We start from the raw sequence: 16835 nt of genomic DNA, 5'->3' as shown, positions 1-16835 counted from the left end.
TTTTAATACGCGAGATTGCGATGCTTTTGTGATGCTTTTTTTACTTCGTTGCCGGAGACACATCGGTTAGAGTGATAGTGGGTTATTCTGCCTATTAGATCCCCGAAGTAATAATTTTGTATTGTGATATTTGTTCGCTTTTAATTTTTATTTATCAGTAAATTTCTGTGTTAAGGAATGCGATCGCTGCATAACATCGCTATGAGGTAATATATTCATTAAGTTCAGTAAAGGCTTTATACTGAGCATTCACCTGTACCACGCCTCATCTGTGAGATATGACCTCTCTGAATGAATAAAGACAAAAACGCTCACACTACAGAACCCTTTAACTTCGCTCCAAAGGTTTGAGATCGCCTTGAGTGTTAATCTTTATTTGCGATCGCACTTAGTACAGATAACTTGACGTAACACTTTTACTCAAGTAGTACGGTAACTTCTAAAGCTGATTGGAGGTAAAATAAACAACAACTTTTCAAATAAGTTCAATCTGCTTTATAAACCCTTTGCTTTTAGTTGTGAGGGAGAGCCTAGCAGCGATCGCACATCCTCGACTATTACCTACCAAACTCAATGCTGCTTGATTATGCGATGACTATAAATCATCACCATTTTACGAAATATCTAATACAGATACTTTGAGAAATGATATTAATATATGGCTTTGTCAAGATTCCTTGACACACAAATAATGTTAAAAAATAAGAACATCTTCCGTAAACTACTGTTGACAAAGTTGATTTTCTATATGAGTGGAACTTCCTTCGTAAAAGAGGGATCTAGTTAGTTTGATTATTAACTATTCACTCCTTGGGGAGGCGGTTAGTCTCTAGTAATAGATAACATATTTTTAAACTGTAAAATTATGTGGAAATCAAAGTTAGTATTTAGATCTATACTGTCGGCTGCGGCGATCGCCACTAGTGTGCAGCTAAGTTCAGCGAGTGACTATGCTATTGCTCAAAGTGCATCTTCCAATCCGACTGTCGAATCTGGGCAACAAAATCAAGCTTTAGAAGATGCCAAGGTTGGTATGACAGGAGTTGGTATAGGAGCGATCGCAGGCTTACTAATTTCTGGTTTATGGTACCAAAAACGTCGTTACCGCAAAATCCAGTCACGTGCTAAAATAAACCGCTTTCGTGAAGAGTTTCTCTGCGGCTCTTTAGCAGATTATTACTTATCTAATTCTAAAGCAAATTCTTCACCTACAAATTCTCGGAAAACTTTACCAACACCAACTAAAGAGGAATCCCCTAGTTCTGAGGAAACTTTCGTAACGCCAACTAAAGAAGAAATATCCGATCCCTCTACTTCTGAAACAAATAATCTAGCAGCAGAACCCACGCCAGCCACAGCATCTAATTTATTATCTGAATCCTACCACAAGTTAATCGGGGAAATTGTTAATACTGCCCTCAACAGTCAAATCAGTTCTAAAGAGTATATATATAGCCAATTAATAAAAAATGTGAGCAGTGATAATAGTGAAATCTTTGAACGCTGTTTGAGCGATCGCTTGCATTCTACTCAATCTGAACTACATAAAGTAATAAATTCTCCAAGTTTATTCCAAAAAGAGACTCCTGAGTTAAAGAAAGCTCGTTTAAATCGCACCTTGAAGGCATTGCAAACTATTCAAGGGGAATGGGAACAAATCCAAAAACAAAAACTAAATTAAGCCCCAGTTACCGCAGCTGTGCAACAAATTCTCACGGACTGAAAAGCTTCTTGCTTTTCAGTCTTGTTACAAAACTGAACTAACATTATTAAACTTATTGGTGTAGACGGTTATGATTACTTGCTGCAATTGCGAGAAAAATACAAGTGATCACACTAAGTTTTTGCAATAGATAGAGGTGCGTAGCCGCAGCCCACCGTAGGCATTACTCTTTAAAAGAATGTAATAAAAATAACTAAAATTAACTGTAAAGTCACGTTACTGGTGTTAGCTATTTCAGTAGTGATATCGAGCTTGAAGAAAATCAATTCGGTCATCACTTACTAGATAAACAATCCGGTGTTCTTGGGTAAGTCGCCGTGACCAAGCATTTGAGTCTAAGTATTTCAATGGTTCAGGTTTCCCAATCCCTGTAAAAGGATCTCGCATAATTGATTCAATTAAGTCAAAAGCGCGAAGCGCAGTTTTGCGGTTTATCTCTACCCAATAAGCGAGGTCTTCCCGAAATTCTGGATGAAATACAGCATCTCGAACTTTATTTTCTTGGGGTTGGGTTTCATCTTTCTTCTTCTTCGTCAATACCCAACTCCTGACGTAATTCATTAATACTTTGAGATTTTAAAGTTCTAGCTTTTGCTCTTTCCAAAGCAGTTAACAGACGGACTGCATTTTTAGGTGAACGAAGTAAATGAGATGTTTCTAGTAAACTATCTAGTTCATCAACAGCAATTAGGGCGACGTTTTCGCCTTCTTGTCGAGTGATAATTACCACTTCTCTATCTGCAACTACTTGATTGCAGAGTTCGGCTAGGTTGTTACGAGCATCAGTCAAGTTTGTCTGCTTGGACATGGTGGGAAATTTCCTAATGCTGTAGGCTTTACAGAACATAATAGCTTGACTGGTTAGAGGTGCGATCGCTCTTTCCGCAATGTAAAAAAAGTAACTAAAATTACTTATTGAATCTTTATGAGTATAATTACTCTAAAATTCCATGAATATATTATATATTAATAAACCTTAAACCGTATAATCTCCGAGGCTATCCAATAATTCTAAAACATAAAATTGAAATGCGATTAATCGCCCACATACGTATGTTTTTTGAGCTTATCTGAAATTTATTGAGATATAACTGATTACTTAACCTTCAGAATAAGATTAGCTACGGGAGAGTAAAAGAAAGTGAAAAATTTTTTGAGTATGTTTTTGGCTGGCTAGGGAGACAGTAGTTTAGAGCGAGGCAATACTGAGGAAGCGCTTGAAGCCCTTAACCAAGCAATTAGTTTTGATCCCAATAATGCTATTGCTTACTTTAAGCGAGGTCTTGTCCGTACTGAATTAAAAGACTATGACCGGGCTATTCAAGATTTTAACCAAGCAATAAAAATCAATCCTAATCATGTTGTAGCTTATTTTCACCGGGGATTTGTTTATCTTCAAGTGGAAAATTACAAAGCAGCAGTTGAAGATTGCAATCGGGTATTAGGTTTTAATCCAAACGATGGGTTTACTCGTTATAACCGGGGACTTTCTTATTTAAGAGCAGGATACCATAAAATAGCAATTCAAGACTTCACTCAAGTGATTATCAATTATCCTAAATTAGTAGATGCTTATAGATATAGAGCCTTTGCTTATGCCATTTTAGAAGATTATTCCAGAGCAATGGAAGATTATAATCAAGTAGTTGTATTAGATCCTAGCAATTTTTACGCTTACTATGGTCTAGGACTGATCTCTGTTATGAATAAAGATGATAAAAGAGCAATTGAGCTTTTTAATCAATCATTAAAATTTGCTCCTAATTTTGCTCCAGCCTACTCCTATCGTGCTATTGGTCGTTATATGTTAGGCGATCAGAGAGGTGCAATAGATGATTTGCAGAAGGCTGCAAACTTTTTCTTGGAGCAAGGTGATATGGAAGGCTATCAAACTACATTAAATACTATTAAAGATTGCGAAAAGAGACAATTAACACTATGAAAAGTCTTGTTGCTGTATGAATATAGATAATTTAGCGATAATACCAAGTTTTATACTGCTTCTAGAGGTGATCTTGGTGGTGGTGGTACTATATCCACTAATTTTTGATTATTAAAGTAATCTTTGATATCTTGGGCTATTTGCCCAGAAAATTCAAGACGCTCTTGAGTAGAATTTGCTAATAGCATAATAATCTTATCTTCAAAAAGCTCAATAGTGGCTATGGCACTTAAGTTAATAAGCCGATCACCAACTTGAATAAACTTCATAAATATACAGATAAAGTATCAGCTTTTATTATACATATTCTGTCTATTAAATATATGTAAAATTATTTGTAATTGAAATAATGCTTTATAAACAGTGAGGAGTATTTTTGATTCCTCACTTTAAAACAATAATAAGCTAACTCGTTAACCTATGCCCCGACAGCTTCCTTGGCGGCGTACAACACCTCAGTATTGATTTTTTTGAAACCGCGATCGCAATTAAGTTTCTTGATGCTGGACTATATCTATATTCTGTTACATCAAATCATTGCTAAATAGCAGTTATTATTCAGACCTTGTATTCCGTTCTATGCGGCTTAAAAGGTCGATGATTGCTATCAATACTGCTGTAAATATATTTATAATAATGCAGATACCCCCTACATAAATTAAATAGACAAAAACTATTATATTAAATCCACCAAAACCAAAATAGAAAGCCGAATTAAACATTGGAAATAGGACAAATGACAAAAACATTACAATGAAATAACCGATAAACTGAACTATTTTTAGAGTTGTAATTAATCTGGTATATAGTCTATTTTCGTTAGGACTGCTAGGTAATTGATTACTGCTCATAAATACATCATTTTTAATAAATTAGTTTGTACAGGAAAATTTATTTCATAATAAGCAGAAGAGTGTTTTTTAAAATAAACACTCTTCTATGGAGTTCTAGCTATCAGTTTTATAGCTGATAACTAAATTCTCATTAAGCCCCGACTGCTTCCTTAGCAGCGTATAAAACCTCAGCGTTGATTTCTTTGAAACCGCGATCGCGCGCAAATTTCTCAGTATTACGCTTCACTTTTCCACGAACAAATCCCGGAATCTTATTCAATTCTGCTTGACCATCTTTTGTCCAATTCAAATCAGAATCAGCTGAAATTCCCCTAGTAATAACTTCTTTAGTATCATGACCACCAAAGATTTCTAATAGGTGATCTTCCATTCCCAAAGTGAAGGAATTGTAGATCAAATCTGTAATCTGATTCGTGCCTTCGTAACCCATAAATGGTTTATAACCAATGGGGAAGTTTTGGACGTGGATGGGTGCTGCAATTACGCCGCAAGGAATATCCAAGCGCTTACCAACGTGGCGTTCCATTTGCGTACCGAAAATAGCAGAGGGTTCGACACGAGCGATCGCATCCCCAATTGCACCATGATCTTCGGAGATTAGCACTTCATCGCAATACTCGCTAACCTGTTCGCGGAACCAGTCTGCATCATATTTACAGTAGGTTCCAGCCCAAACAACATGAATCCCCATTTCTCGCGCCAGAATCTTGGTGATGGCGGCGGCGTGGGTGTTGTCACCAAAAACCACAGCTTTTTTGCCAGTCAAGTTTTGACAGTCAATGGAACGGGAGAACCAAGCAGCCTGAGAGACATGCAAGGTTTGCTCATTAATGAAGTCTTCGTAGTCAACTTCTGCACCTTGAGCGTTAATTACCTGCTGAATCTTGCGAATACAACGGGCAGTTTCCACTACACCCATTGGAGTAATGTCTATATAAGGTGTGCCAAATTGTTCTTCCAGGTAACGAGCTGTGGTCAAACCGAGTTCACGGTAAGGAACCAGGTTAAACCAAGCTTGGGACATCTTTTTCAAGTCGTTCACCGAAGCACCTTCGGGAATTAAGGTATTTACCTCAATTCCCAAGTCAGCCATCAGCCGTTTCAGTTCGGTACAGTCGTGATTATTGTGGAAACCGAGAGTGGTAGTACCGATAATGTTAACCGAGGGCTTTGCTGTTTTGCCCTGTGCCAATTCGCCTCGCTTCCGGGCTTTTTCGATGTAATATTGGACAATTTGATCCAAAGTGCGATCGGCGGCTTGCAGTTCGTTGTAGCGGTAGTGGTTCACATCCGCCAGCATTACGTCTCCTTTCGCTTCCAACTGCGCCCGTTCGACAAAGTTGTGCAAATCCTCTTGCAAAATGCTGGAGGTGCAGGTGGGAGTTAACACAATCAAATCTGGGTGTTCTTCGGCATCCTTGCGGACGATGTTATCTACCACCTTCTCTTGGGAGCCGCGTGCTAAAACGTTGCGATCGACGACACTGGTTGTCACCGGAGTAAAATTCCTCTCCCGCGATAACATGGAGCGCATGACATTAAAGTAGTCATCGCCAATGGGGGCGTGCATGATCGCATGAACATTTTTAAAAGAACTGGCGATTCGCAGAGTGCCGATGTGGGCTGGTCCAGCATACATCCAGTAAGCCAATTTCATGTTTGTGTCTCCCTTTTAAACTCAAATAACTAAGTAAGTGGGCGTAAAAAATATAAGATAGAGCTTACCACCAACCCCTTCGTGCGTAGTTTACCGCCGTAGGCATCGCCCAGCGTGCCGTTGATAAGGAAGGGGAGGGTTTGGAGAGAGATATTATCTTTGTAATTCAGCCCATCTACTTACAAGTACTTGATTATTAAATCGTTTCTGATTTTCTCAAACCTGCTAGCTGAAAAAAAATAAGGTTTGTTGCGGGTTTTAGGTGAGGCGATATAGCTGAAACCTATTTAATGCTTGGGATGCAGCTATCAATTTAAACAATATTGCTGGTGATTTTGTAAAAAAATCTTAATGTTCAAGTAAATTTGTTGATTAATCTCTCATTCCCTAGTCAATTGCGTTTTTACCTAATTCGCTAGGATGTACACAAGCTTATTTTCACAACAATTATGGTGAAGACACCCTCCCAGCTTTGGACAATTCCTCCTTTGGAAAATGGCGACAAACTTACCCGCTATGAATTTGAGCGTCGCTATAATGCCACCCCCAACCTGAAAAAAGCTGAATTAACCGAAGGGATTGTCTATATTATGCCTGCTGCTTTGCGTTTCCGAAGTCACGGTCAACCGCATGGTTGGATTATTGGTTGGTTAGTTACTTACGAAGCTGCAACTCTTGGTGTAGCGTTGGGAGTTGAACCTACCGTCCGCTTAGACTTAGATAACGAACCTCAACCCGATGCTGTTCTGTTGATTGAACCGGAAGCAGGTGGTCAAACGCAGCTGAGTGAAGATGATTATATTGAAGGTGCGCCAGAGTTAGTTGTGGAAATTGCTGCTAGTAGTGCGGCTATTGACCTTCATGGCAAAAAACAGGCTTATCGTCGCAACGGTGTCAAAGAATATATTGTTTGGCAAGTTTTAGACCAAAAATTGACTTGGTTTTTTCTTGAACAGGGTGAATATCTAGAATTAGTACCTGACAATGAAGGCATTTTGCGAAGTCGGGTATTTCCAGGGTTGTGGTTAGCGGCGACGGAGTTATTAGCAGGTAATATGCAGGGTGTGTTGAAAGTTTTACAAGCAGGTTTGCAGTCTGCTGAACATGGAGATTTTATCAAGAAATTGGGTAGTGATTAACCCGTTATAAATGGGGAAAGTCTCTTAAGCAATTAAGTTTGCACACTAAATTCTTCTGGATCTACTCCCCAATTAACCCAGCGAATCGCTTCACGCGCTGAGTTCATACTTGGTGGAACTCGCAAGGCATGAATAAAGCTTGTGCTGTGGCAAGTCATTTTTAATAAATAAATCGGCTCGATATCCACATTGTTATCAATTTTTAATAGTGTATATTCTTGCCAATTATCTAGTTCAATAGCTTGTAATTCTTGGCAAATTTGGGCGTAACCAACACCCTGAATTAACACTCGGCGTAGTTCGGCGCTTTCTTCTGTTAAAAGCCATTGAGATTGCCATTGCTGCGGGTGGATTTTGCCGTATTTTTCAGGCAAGGTTACACCGTGGTAGGAGTAGAGCCTATATCCATCGGTAAATTCGATGGCGGGTTCGCCTTCCGCGTGGAGGCGATTTTGATTGTCAAAGGAAATTTTAGTCGGACGCTCACAGATAACTACTAGACTTTCTGAACAAAAAATTAAGCCACAATATTCAGCTACATCCTGCACAGCTTGCAAATGTCTTGCTGGATAAGCGCAATTTAAAACAGAAATACAAAAATCAAATAAACAGCTATAAGCTAACCAGTATTTTGGTTCAAAAGTATTATATCCATCTATTTTAAATCTTTTGTCTAAAGTTAAATATTTTATAGAATCATACAAATCTATTAATATTTCCTGGTCAATATTAATAGTCTGAAAAAGGTTTGCTGAAATTAAGTTCCAAATAGATTTTTCAAGCTGATTGCGAAACTGACTTGAAAGGTAGCTATCTAGTTCTCCTCTTGGTTCTATCCATACACTAAAGCCGCTAGAGGATATAACAGTACGAGGACTATCAATAAATATAATCTCAGGTTTAGCTAAATCATTTAAAGCATAGGCTTTATTTACCGATTTTGCAGCTTTTTTCCTATTTATCTTCTCAGTTGAAAGGGTGATCGCTCTCCACTTGTCCCGATAAACTGGAATCAAAGCCTCTTGCTCAGGCGTTAACTTTTCAATCAGCGACATAACGCCAACCTTCAGGCTCGTATTCTCGCTGAATTTTCACCATCCAGTCACCTTGGGGAATAGAAATAGCTTTATGCTCCTCATGAGCTAGCAATGCCGACTCTGAAAAAACACGTAAATAAAGTGTGCTATCTTTTTCAGATAATTCTGCCTTGCCCTCAGTGATACGATGTTTATGCCCCGTAACTTCGCCTTCTGCCAAAGTTAAATGAGGTATTTTTTGTCCTTCAACCTGCTGCACAGGTAGTAAGATAACATCACCCTGACGAATTGGTTTCATGGTTTTGCTTTCCTGACATGGGTACAAATCCCATTTCGCTTTTGCTCTCAAGTTTGATTTAATTTTGGCACAAGCTCTATGACAATGGGGAATTGGGAATTGGAAATTGGGAATTAGGTATAGGTCAATTCAATAATTATTCTTCCCTTGCTCCCCCTGCTTTCTCATCTCCCAGTCCCCACTCTCCATTCCCCATGCCCCATGCCCAATTCCCCAATTAAAGAATATTTTGAAAACTGTAGTCGCCAATTATGCGTTAGATAAGTTAAAGATTGAAATAGCTGGAAATTCAGACCCAGCGTACCCTCATTTATCCTCTGGGACAGACTGGGCATTAAGTTCAGCGGATTTTCTCCCAAGCAGGCAGTTTATGTGAGGATTAAATCACCGCCCTAAGCGTGACCATTTATCTTGACAATTTGCAAAAGTTACCTCAATTTGACTGTTTAGCTTAGTAGCTCTTCTTTTTATTGAAATTTCCATGTCAACCCTCGTCATCGTCGAATCTCCAACCAAAGCTCGTACCATTCGCAACTACCTGCCAGCAGGCTATCGGGTGGAGGCATCTATGGGTCATGTGCGTGACCTACCCCAGTCGGCTAGTGAAATTCCCGCTGCCGTCAAGGGGGAAACATGGGCGCAGCTAGGGGTAAATGTGGACGCCGACTTTGAACCGGTATATGTTGTCCCAAAAGACAAAAAGAAAATTGTTACCCAGCTCAAAGATGCCCTCAAGGATGTAGATGAACTGATTCTGGCAACGGACGAAGACCGGGAAGGCGAAAGCATTAGTTGGCATTTATACCAATTGCTAAAGCCGAAAGTTCCGACTAAGCGGATGGTGTTTCACGAAATTACCCAAGAGGCAATCAAAAAAGCTCTGAAAGACTGCCGCAATATTGATGAGCAGTTGGTTCGTGCTCAAGAAACCCGGCGGATTTTAGATCGGCTTGTCGGCTATACTCTTTCTCCCCTGCTATGGAAAAAAATCGCCTGGGGATTATCTGCTGGGCGGGTACAATCTGTAGCTGTGCGGCTTTTAGTCACTAGGGAACGTCAACGTCGCGCTTTCCATGAGGGTACGTACTGGGATTTGAAAGCTAGTTTGTCAAAGGAAAAAACCCCCTTTGGTGCCCAGTTGGTAACACTGGGAGGAACCAGAATCGCTAATGGTAATGATTTTGACGCTGCGACCGGAGAAATTACCGCAGGTCGCAATGTCTTGTTGCTCAACGAAGAACAAGCGGTAGCGCTCAAGGAACGCCTAACTGGTAAAACCTGGAATGTTAACGACATTGAGGAACGCCCAGTAACTCGTAAACCGTCGCCACCGTTCACCACCTCGACGTTGCAACAAGAATCTAACCGGAAACTACGCCTCTCGGCTCGTGACACAATGCGGGTTGCCCAGAATTTGTACGAGCAAGGGTATATTACCTATATGCGGACAGATTCGGTGCATTTGTCAGATCAAGCGATCGCAGCTGCTCGAAGTTGTGTAGAAAAGCTTTATGGTCAACAATACCTCAGTCCTCAACCCCGGCAATACACCACCAAATCCAAAGGCGCACAAGAGGCGCACGAAGCAATTCGTCCAGCCGGTAGCAGCTTCCGCACCCCCCAAGAAACTGGTTTGGGCGGTCGAGAACTTGCCCTTTACGATTTGATTTGGAAGCGGACTGTCGCCTGTCAAATGGCTGATTCCCGCCAAACTCAAATTATGGTGCAATTGCAAGTCGAAGACGCTGGATTTCGTTCTTCTGGCAAACGGATTGACTTTCCAGGATACTTACGTGCCTATGTTGAAGGTTCAGACGACCCGGAAGCAGCACTGGAAGACCAGGAAGTAATTTTGCCGAATCTGAAAGTGGGAGATCATCCGAATTGTACAGATTTAGAAGCCGTTGGGCACGAAACTCAACCGCCAGCTAGATACACCGAAGCAACTTTAGTAAAAACCTTAGAAAGCGAAGGTATTGGTCGTCCCAGTACATACGCCAGCATCATTGGCACAATCATCGATAAGGGTTATGCCCATTTGGTGACTAACGCTCTCATTCCCACCTTCACCGCTTTCGCCGTCACCGACTTGCTGGAAAAACATTTCCCAGACATTGTTGATCCTAGTTTTACCTCGAAGATGGAGCAAACCCTCGATGATATTGCCACAGGTGAAGCGAAATGGCTGCCCTACTTGCAGAAATTCTATCTGGGAGACAAAGGACTGGAAACGCTGGTAAAAGAGCAGGAAAGTCAAATTGATGCTACCAAAGCTAGGACTGTAGAACTGGAAAATTTAGATGCCAAAGTCCGCATTGGTAAATATGGCCCTTATATTGAAGTCGAAAATGGGGAAGGAGTTATCACCGCTTCAATTCCCAAAGACCTGACACCAGCTGACCTCGACCCCAAACAGGTAGAAGTATTGCTGCGGCAAAAAATCACAGGACCTGATCAAGTAGGTCGCCATCCCGAAACTGGCGAACCAATTTATGTAAAAATTGGTGCTTACGGGCCTTATGTCCAATTGGGTGACAAAACTGACGAAAACCCCAAACCGAAACAAGCCTCCCTACTCAAAGGTGTCACCCCAGAAACCGTTACCCTGGAAATGGCTGTTGGTCTGTTGGCACTACCCCGGACGTTAGGGGTTCATCCAGCTACTGGCGGCAAAATCCAAGCAAGTTTGGGACGCTTTGGCCCTTATGTCGTTCATGATCAAGGTAAGGAGGGGAAAGACTACCGCTCTCTGAAATCTGCTGACAATGTGTTGACAATTAGCTTAGAACGTGCCTTAGAATTGTTATCCGAACCGAAAAAGGGACGCAGTTCCACCAACAGCAAGTCCAAAGCAGCCTTACGCGAATTGGGTACGCATCCAGAGGACGGGGAAACAATTAACATCTACGATGGCCCTTATGGCCCTTATATCAAGTATGGCAAAACTAATGTAAGTATCCCAGAAGGTCAAACGGTAGAAAATGTAACCCTGGCGGCGGCGCTGAACTTGTTGGCAGCTAAGACATCGACCGGGAAATCGACTCGCAAAACGAGTAAATCAACGACTTCCAAATCTAAGTCAACTGCTAAATCATCAACGACTGCTGCAAAGAAAAAGGGCACAGAAGGTTAGTGGCAAGTCAAACAATTTTGGATTTTAGATTTACGATAGCGTAGCGTTAGCGACGTTCGCGTAAGCGTCTCCCCTTGGGAGAAGGAGCGTCTTTTAGATTTATTTCGCCCATAATAATGGACGATGCATGAATCTCAAAATTCTCTTAATCCAAAATCTAAAATCTAAAATTCCTACTCAATAGTCTATCTAAAGTCCGATTTTTAACTCTTGACCCTTGATATCCATCCTTGATAGGATACAGTTCAGTAGGTTCAAGTGTGATACTCTAAAAAGTAAGGGAAAACACAACACTAAATTTTAGAAGTGGCTTATGTCCCAAATGCGGGATTGTGTATCAGCCCGATTGGAAGCCAGAGGTGCGAAAGTATGTCATTTTCTGCGTACCTGTTTATCAAAAATTGAGGTAGTATCTCAGGAGCGGTCAGTTCATGGACTATATAGAAAAGGTGCTGGAAAAGCTTAAGGAATTAGCTCGTAGGCTAATCGAAAGCCTATTAGGGCCAGAGGCTGAACCGGAACCGGAACTGATTCCGATTCCTGTGAACGATCGCTCGCGCCGTCGCCACTAACCCCACAGTGGTAAACTCGACGTTGCAATCCTTAAGTATTCTGGCACTGCATGGGCCAAACTTAAATTTGTTAGGACAGCGAGAACCAGGAATTTATGGTTCGTTGACACTAGCTGAAATTAACCGCCTGTTAGAAGAAGAAGCATTCAAATTACAGGCGAAAGTTTTTCCTTTGCAGTCAAATCATGAAGGAATTTTGGTAGATACTATTCATGGTGCGTTAGGGCAACATCAGGGAATTCTGATTAATGCAGGAGCTTACACCCACACAAGTGTGGCCTTGCGAGATGCGATCGCTGCTGTTAATTTGCCCACAGTGGAAGTACACCTGAGTAATATTTACCGCCGGGAAGAATTTCGCCATCATTCGTACATTGCCCCAGTTGCGATCGGGCAAATAAGTGGTTTTGGCGTTCAAAGTTACTTATTGGGCTTACAAGCTTTGATAGAGCATTTAAGAGTTAAGAGTTAGAAGTTAAGAATTGGTAGTTGGTAGTAAAGTTGGGAATTAGTAATATTTCATTAACTCTTCATTCCTGACTTTTAACTACATAATTTATGCGTTACTCTCCTATAAGTCGGTTTAAAGGAACTTTACTCGGAGCATTCTTGGGGGGAAGTTTAGCTTCTGGTGGTAAAGTAGAGTTTGAAAGTTACCTAGATTTAGGCAGAATGGCAGTTCTGGGTATCCAAAGTTTGATTGCGTTGGGTAGATTAGATTTAGATGATTGGATAGAGCGTCAACAAGAAGAATCTCCTCATTTAGTAGCAACTGATGACATCTCGATAAAAATAATTATTGCCACATTACCAGTAGCACTCTTTTTTCACGAAAATCCGATTAAGCTCCGACAAAACTTGCTGCGTGTGCTGAAAATCTGGGAGGATGATCCAGTAATCAGGGATGGAACACTAGCAGTAGGATATGCGATCACTCTTGCCCTAACTGAAAAACTTGAACCTCTAACTCTTATCCCACAAACAATTTCTTTTATCGGAGAAACACCGACATCAATACCAAAAAAATTATTAAGAGTCCAGAATTTATTAGAGCAAGGGGCTGGATTATCAACGATGCAAGCAGAGTTTGCTAAGGAAGAAAAACTCAGTAACACTATTGCTATGGCATTTTACTGCTTCTTGAGTACCTTAGAAGATTTTCGTCTGACAGTTTTGCAGGCGAAAGTGCAAGATGCTACGCTTCTAAGCTCACAGGCTACAGGTGCAATTAGTGGTGCTTTGTCGGGAGCATATAACGGGACAGGCGGAATTCCCGTAAATTGGCAAGTTTTGCTCTTACAGAGGAATTCTCCAGCATGGGGACTAACTAGCTTTTCTCAAATGTTAGAATTGACCGATGCATTTGTGGGGGTGTGGTCAGGAGTGTATAATCTTACCTTAAACCCAAAAGAGTTAACAGAGGAGGGATGTGAGGTGGCTTTGCTTTCAGTTTACGCAGCTCCTCGCGTTATTCGGTCGCGTTAATCTTAAATTAACCAGATAAAGAGTTAAAGGTAGGCAAACTTCTGCCACAGTGTATTAGTCTCAGATACTAGAATTTTTCAGTAAACCCTTGGACTGATTCTGTAGCTAGCTATTGTGGCAAATCAGCAATAAAAAAGTTCCACCACCGAGTTGCAGCCGCCGCAGATCAAACTTTCCTGATGATTGTCTTTTTTTGAGCTATCAAAGTCGGCAATTGCAGGTAGAGATAATGAAAATGCATAAATTTTTGCAGTTCTTGAACCAGCAATTGACTCACTGGAGGCGACAGTACAAAACACTGCGCCGTAAGGGAAAGTTAATGAGAAGTCCCAAAAGTAAAACCCATAGAAGGGAACTTATAAGGACTATGCTCAAGAATGTATTCCTGTTTTTATCAAAAACTAATGAGAAAAGCGAACGCCGAAAACAAGAAAGAGCGCTAAGGTCAAAGGCAAAATCTGTCAAAATTAAGAGTAGCATTTATGCAGTCGCTTTAGATTGGGCATATAAACAGCGTTACTCCGTGATTTTGGCGATCGCTGTAGTGTCCCTCACAGGCGTGATTGGGCATAAATTATACAATCAGACTCAACTCCAAGTGGGACATCCCGCGCCCCAAACGATTACAGCGCCTTATACAGCTAGCATCGAAGATCAGAAAAAAACCGAAGCCGAGCGCAAAGCCGTCAGTACAAGCTCCTTACAGATATTGATGCTTGATGCGCGAATCAACGAAAAAATCAACGAAAATTTGCAACAACTTCTAGCTGATGGCACCGAAATTCGCGCTGTTGCTGGAGCTTTTCCTTTTTTTGATCCTGTAGTTTTATCCATCTCTACCCAACGTTATCTCCGTTCTTGTTCTGAGTTGCAATGGCAAGCACTGCTATCGGCTGTAGAAAATAGTAAAAATCAACAGCAGAAGGGAATCGGACAAACCACCGCTTCATCCCGTCCATCATCCATAGCTGCACCCAATCAGAAACGCCAGCCGCACATCACATCTAAATCTGATACCCAGAGTCTAGAAAAGACACAGGCAGTAGATTTTTCTCAAAACACTGATTTTACTCAAGCAGAAGCAGAACTAGAATCTTACCGCCTCACAACTTCTGAGAAAAGCTTGTCCTTACTAATTGCCAAAATTTCCCAAACACGTCAAAGATACACCCAAGCCACTGCCAAACTTTTAAAGTTAGAGACTCTTAGCGCCGAAGCAGTATATGAAGAATCTCTACTTTTGGATTTATCAGATGTGGAATGGGAAAAAACACAAATAGGAATCCATCAAAGTATAGAGAGGATTCTCACCCAAGGCATTCCACAGGGACTGCCAAAAAATATCTTGCAAGATGCGGTGAGTTTACAATTACAGACCTTTGTACCAGAATCCGCTGAAACATTGGCAAAGAATCTGTTGTTAGCTGTACTCAAGCCGAATCTGCAAAAAGATGAAGAGCAAACCAGACAAAACGCTCAAAAGGCTGCGGCTGATGTGCCACGTGTGATGGTGAAGGTACGGCATGGTGAGGTGATTGTCAAAAAAGGGGCGCAGATTACTGCATGGAACTTTGAGGTGCTGGAGCATTATCACCTGATTCGCCGGGAGGTAAAGTGGCAGGAGTTGGTGAAGTTAGGAGGCGTTATTGCGATCGCTATTGGCATTTTTGTCTGGGTAGAACGCCATATTGATTACGAATTGCGACAACGCGATCGCCTATTGGTGTTATTGCTAACTCTGAGTGTGCCAGGAGTAATCGTAATCGGATTGCCTTATACCACCTGGAGCGCCCTTGGTTTATTGTTGGGAAGCTTTTACGGCCCGACTTTGGGGTTGACAGTTGTCGGCCTGCTGTGGCCGATATTAGGCATTAGCTTGGATATGAGCAAGGCTGCGCTTTTGGCTGGTGTTGGGGGAGGAATATTAGGTAGTTATATTGCCCAACGATTGCGATCGCGTGAAGAGTTGGCATTATTAGGCGTTGCGATCGCCTTAACTCAGGGTGGCATTTACCTGATTGTTAAAATCTTAATTGGTCAAGTATTTGGTTCAACCTGGTATATTGTCTTCCAAGAAGCGGGATTATTTGCTTTATCCGGCTTAGGCTGGAGTGTTATCGCCTTGGGCTTGAGTCCTTATCTAGAAAAAGTTTTTGATTTAGTTACCCCAATCCGCCTAGCAGAATTGGCGAACCCTAATCGCCCTTTATTAAAACGACTCGCTACTGAAACTCCGGGAACTTTTCAACATACCTTACTTGTGGCTACCCTTGCTGAAGCTGCTGCCAAAGAATTAGGATGCAATGTTGAACTAGTCAGGGCTGGAACACTATATCACGATATTGGCAAAATGCACGACCCTCTTGGCTTTATTGAAAATCAAATGGGGGGGCCGAATAAACACGATACAGAGATTAAAGACCCTTGGAAAAGTGCAGAAATTATTAAAAAGCACGTAACTGAAGGGTTGGTAATGGCGCGTAAACACCTTTTACCTACGGCAATTCAAGCTTTTATTCCAGAACATCAGGGAACGATGCTGATTGCTTATTTTCATCACCAAGCCCAGCAAATGGCTCAGTCAGATCCAAGTTTAACTGTAGACGACGTGGATTTTCGCTACGACGGCCCAATTCCCCAATCACGGGAAACCGGAATTGTCATGTTAGCAGATTCTTGCGAAGCAGCGCTGCGATCGCTGCAAGTCCCGGCTAAATCTGTGGGAGAGAAGCGATCGCTCAAAGATGTTTCTAGCGAACAAGCTTTAGCAATGCTTAACAATATTCTGCGTGCCAAATGGCAAGAAAATCAACTCGTAGATTCAGGACTAACAAGAGAAGAAATGTCACAAATTGCCCAGATATTTGTGGATGTTTGGCAGCAATTTCATCACAAACGCATTGCTTATCCTAAGTTGAAGGCTAGTAGCACTGGGCGGAATTCGTAATTAAAGATTTTCAAAATGCTGAATTGTTATTTCCTAACTTATCAATTT

At 41.3% G+C, this 16835-nt stretch carries 13 protein-coding genes and 1 pseudogene; 8 read left to right on the top strand and 6 right to left on the bottom strand.

Annotated elements, in window-relative coordinates; translation table 11 throughout:
• Nucleotides 1–865: 865 nt before the first annotated feature.
• Entirely contained in the window at nucleotides 866–1681 is an 816-nt protein-coding gene (locus V7K60_RS08790; protein WP_334924685.1) for a hypothetical protein, read from the top strand.
• A 276-nt stretch (nucleotides 1682–1957) separates the two neighbouring features.
• On the opposite strand, the gene V7K60_RS08785 is transcribed toward V7K60_RS08790, so the two are convergent.
• Both V7K60_RS08785 and V7K60_RS08780 read right to left on the bottom strand, forming a co-directional pair.
• Nucleotides 1958–2260 (bottom strand): Txe/YoeB family addiction module toxin, encoded by a 303-nt coding sequence (locus V7K60_RS08785; RefSeq protein ID WP_334924683.1) that lies wholly within the window; start codon nucleotides 2258–2260, stop codon nucleotides 1958–1960.
• Nucleotides 2238–2531 carry a type II toxin-antitoxin system Phd/YefM family antitoxin gene (locus V7K60_RS08780; RefSeq protein ID WP_334924682.1) on the bottom strand — a complete coding sequence of 98 codons (294 nt, stop codon included), beginning with the start codon at nucleotides 2529–2531 and terminating at the stop codon, nucleotides 2238–2240. The genes V7K60_RS08785 and V7K60_RS08780 overlap by 23 nt, the downstream gene beginning before the upstream one ends.
• 381 nt (nucleotides 2532–2912) lie before the next feature.
• Here V7K60_RS08780 and V7K60_RS08775 point away from each other — a divergent pair.
• A pseudogene (locus tag V7K60_RS08775) lies at nucleotides 2913–3665 on the top strand (tetratricopeptide repeat protein); the annotation flags it as partial.
• 50 nt (nucleotides 3666–3715) lie between these two features.
• On the opposite strand, the gene V7K60_RS08770 reads toward V7K60_RS08775, so the two are convergent.
• Together V7K60_RS08770 and bchB are read right to left on the bottom strand one after the other, a co-directional pair.
• Entirely contained in the window at nucleotides 3716–3934 is a 219-nt protein-coding gene (locus tag V7K60_RS08770; RefSeq protein ID WP_334924680.1) for a hypothetical protein, read from the bottom strand.
• A 715-nt stretch (nucleotides 3935–4649) separates the two neighbouring features.
• Complete coding sequence (gene bchB / locus V7K60_RS08765; protein WP_334924678.1) at nucleotides 4650–6176, bottom strand: ferredoxin:protochlorophyllide reductase (ATP-dependent) subunit B; 1527 nt, start codon at nucleotides 6174–6176, stop codon at nucleotides 4650–4652.
• Between the two features lie 449 nt (nucleotides 6177–6625).
• Between bchB and V7K60_RS08760 the strand changes: the two genes are divergently transcribed.
• Nucleotides 6626–7315 (top strand): Uma2 family endonuclease, encoded by a 690-nt coding sequence (locus tag V7K60_RS08760; RefSeq protein WP_334924676.1) that lies wholly within the window; start codon nucleotides 6626–6628, stop codon nucleotides 7313–7315.
• Between the two features lie 32 nt (nucleotides 7316–7347).
• Here V7K60_RS08760 and V7K60_RS08755 read toward each other — a convergent pair whose 3' ends face one another.
• Both V7K60_RS08755 and V7K60_RS08750 read right to left on the bottom strand, forming a co-directional pair.
• Entirely contained in the window at nucleotides 7348–8370 is a 1023-nt protein-coding gene (locus V7K60_RS08755) for a DUF6745 domain-containing protein (protein WP_334924674.1), read from the bottom strand.
• Entirely contained in the window at nucleotides 8357–8650 is a 294-nt protein-coding gene (locus tag V7K60_RS08750) for a hypothetical protein (RefSeq protein WP_334924672.1), read from the bottom strand. Before V7K60_RS08750 ends, V7K60_RS08755 begins: the two co-directional genes overlap by 14 nt.
• A 481-nt stretch (nucleotides 8651–9131) precedes the next feature.
• On the opposite strand from V7K60_RS08750, the gene topA reads away from it, so the two are divergent.
• The 5 genes from topA to V7K60_RS08725 all read left to right on the top strand — a co-directional run bounded on the left by topA (nucleotide 9132) and on the right by V7K60_RS08725 (nucleotide 16787).
• A complete protein-coding gene (gene topA / locus V7K60_RS08745) occupies nucleotides 9132–11783 on the top strand; it encodes a type I DNA topoisomerase (RefSeq protein WP_334924670.1) in 2652 nt (883 codons plus the stop codon).
• Nucleotides 11784–12214: 431 nt separating this feature from the next.
• Nucleotides 12215–12355: a hypothetical protein gene (locus V7K60_RS08740; RefSeq protein WP_012410890.1), complete on the top strand. Its 141-nt coding sequence runs from the start codon at nucleotides 12215–12217 to the stop codon at nucleotides 12353–12355.
• A gap of 22 nt (nucleotides 12356–12377) precedes the next feature.
• Nucleotides 12378–12827 (top strand): type II 3-dehydroquinate dehydratase, encoded by a 450-nt coding sequence (gene aroQ, locus V7K60_RS08735; protein WP_334925506.1) that lies wholly within the window; start codon nucleotides 12378–12380, stop codon nucleotides 12825–12827.
• Between the two features lie 86 nt (nucleotides 12828–12913).
• Nucleotides 12914–13840: an ADP-ribosylglycohydrolase family protein gene (locus tag V7K60_RS08730; protein WP_334924668.1), complete on the top strand. Its 927-nt coding sequence runs from the start codon at nucleotides 12914–12916 to the stop codon at nucleotides 13838–13840.
• Nucleotides 13841–14069: 229 nt separating this feature from the next.
• Nucleotides 14070–16787, top strand: coding sequence for an HD family phosphohydrolase (locus V7K60_RS08725; protein WP_334924666.1), 2718 nt, complete (start codon nucleotides 14070–14072; stop codon nucleotides 16785–16787).
• Nucleotides 16788–16835: the final 48 nt, after the last annotated feature.

The organism is Nostoc sp. (genome assembly GCF_036917555.1).
GTDB lineage: Bacteria > Cyanobacteriota > Cyanobacteriia > Cyanobacteriales > Nostocaceae > Nostoc.
This window is presented reverse-complemented; position numbering and strand designations above follow the sequence as displayed.

Coding starts and splice junctions, on each gene's coding strand:
- V7K60_RS08790 (WP_334924685.1), top strand. CDS start 866: ATGTGGAAATCAAAGTTAGTATTTAGATCTATACTGTCGGCTGCGGCG.
- V7K60_RS08780 (WP_334924682.1), bottom strand. CDS start 2,531: ATGTCCAAGCAGACAAACTTGACTGATGCTCGTAACAACCTAGCCGAA.
- V7K60_RS08770 (WP_334924680.1), bottom strand. CDS start 3,934: ATGAAGTTTATTCAAGTTGGTGATCGGCTTATTAACTTAAGTGCCATA.
- bchB (WP_334924678.1), bottom strand. CDS start 6,176: ATGAAATTGGCTTACTGGATGTATGCTGGACCAGCCCACATCGGCACT.
- V7K60_RS08760 (WP_334924676.1), top strand. CDS start 6,626: ATGGTGAAGACACCCTCCCAGCTTTGGACAATTCCTCCTTTGGAAAAT.
- V7K60_RS08755 (WP_334924674.1), bottom strand. CDS start 8,370: ATGTCGCTGATTGAAAAGTTAACGCCTGAGCAAGAGGCTTTGATTCCA.
- V7K60_RS08750 (WP_334924672.1), bottom strand. CDS start 8,650: ATGAAACCAATTCGTCAGGGTGATGTTATCTTACTACCTGTGCAGCAG.
- topA (WP_334924670.1), top strand. CDS start 9,132: ATGTCAACCCTCGTCATCGTCGAATCTCCAACCAAAGCTCGTACCATT.
- V7K60_RS08740 (WP_012410890.1), top strand. CDS start 12,215: ATGGACTATATAGAAAAGGTGCTGGAAAAGCTTAAGGAATTAGCTCGT.
- V7K60_RS08730 (WP_334924668.1), top strand. CDS start 12,914: ATGCGTTACTCTCCTATAAGTCGGTTTAAAGGAACTTTACTCGGAGCA.
- V7K60_RS08725 (WP_334924666.1), top strand. CDS start 14,070: ATGAAAATGCATAAATTTTTGCAGTTCTTGAACCAGCAATTGACTCAC.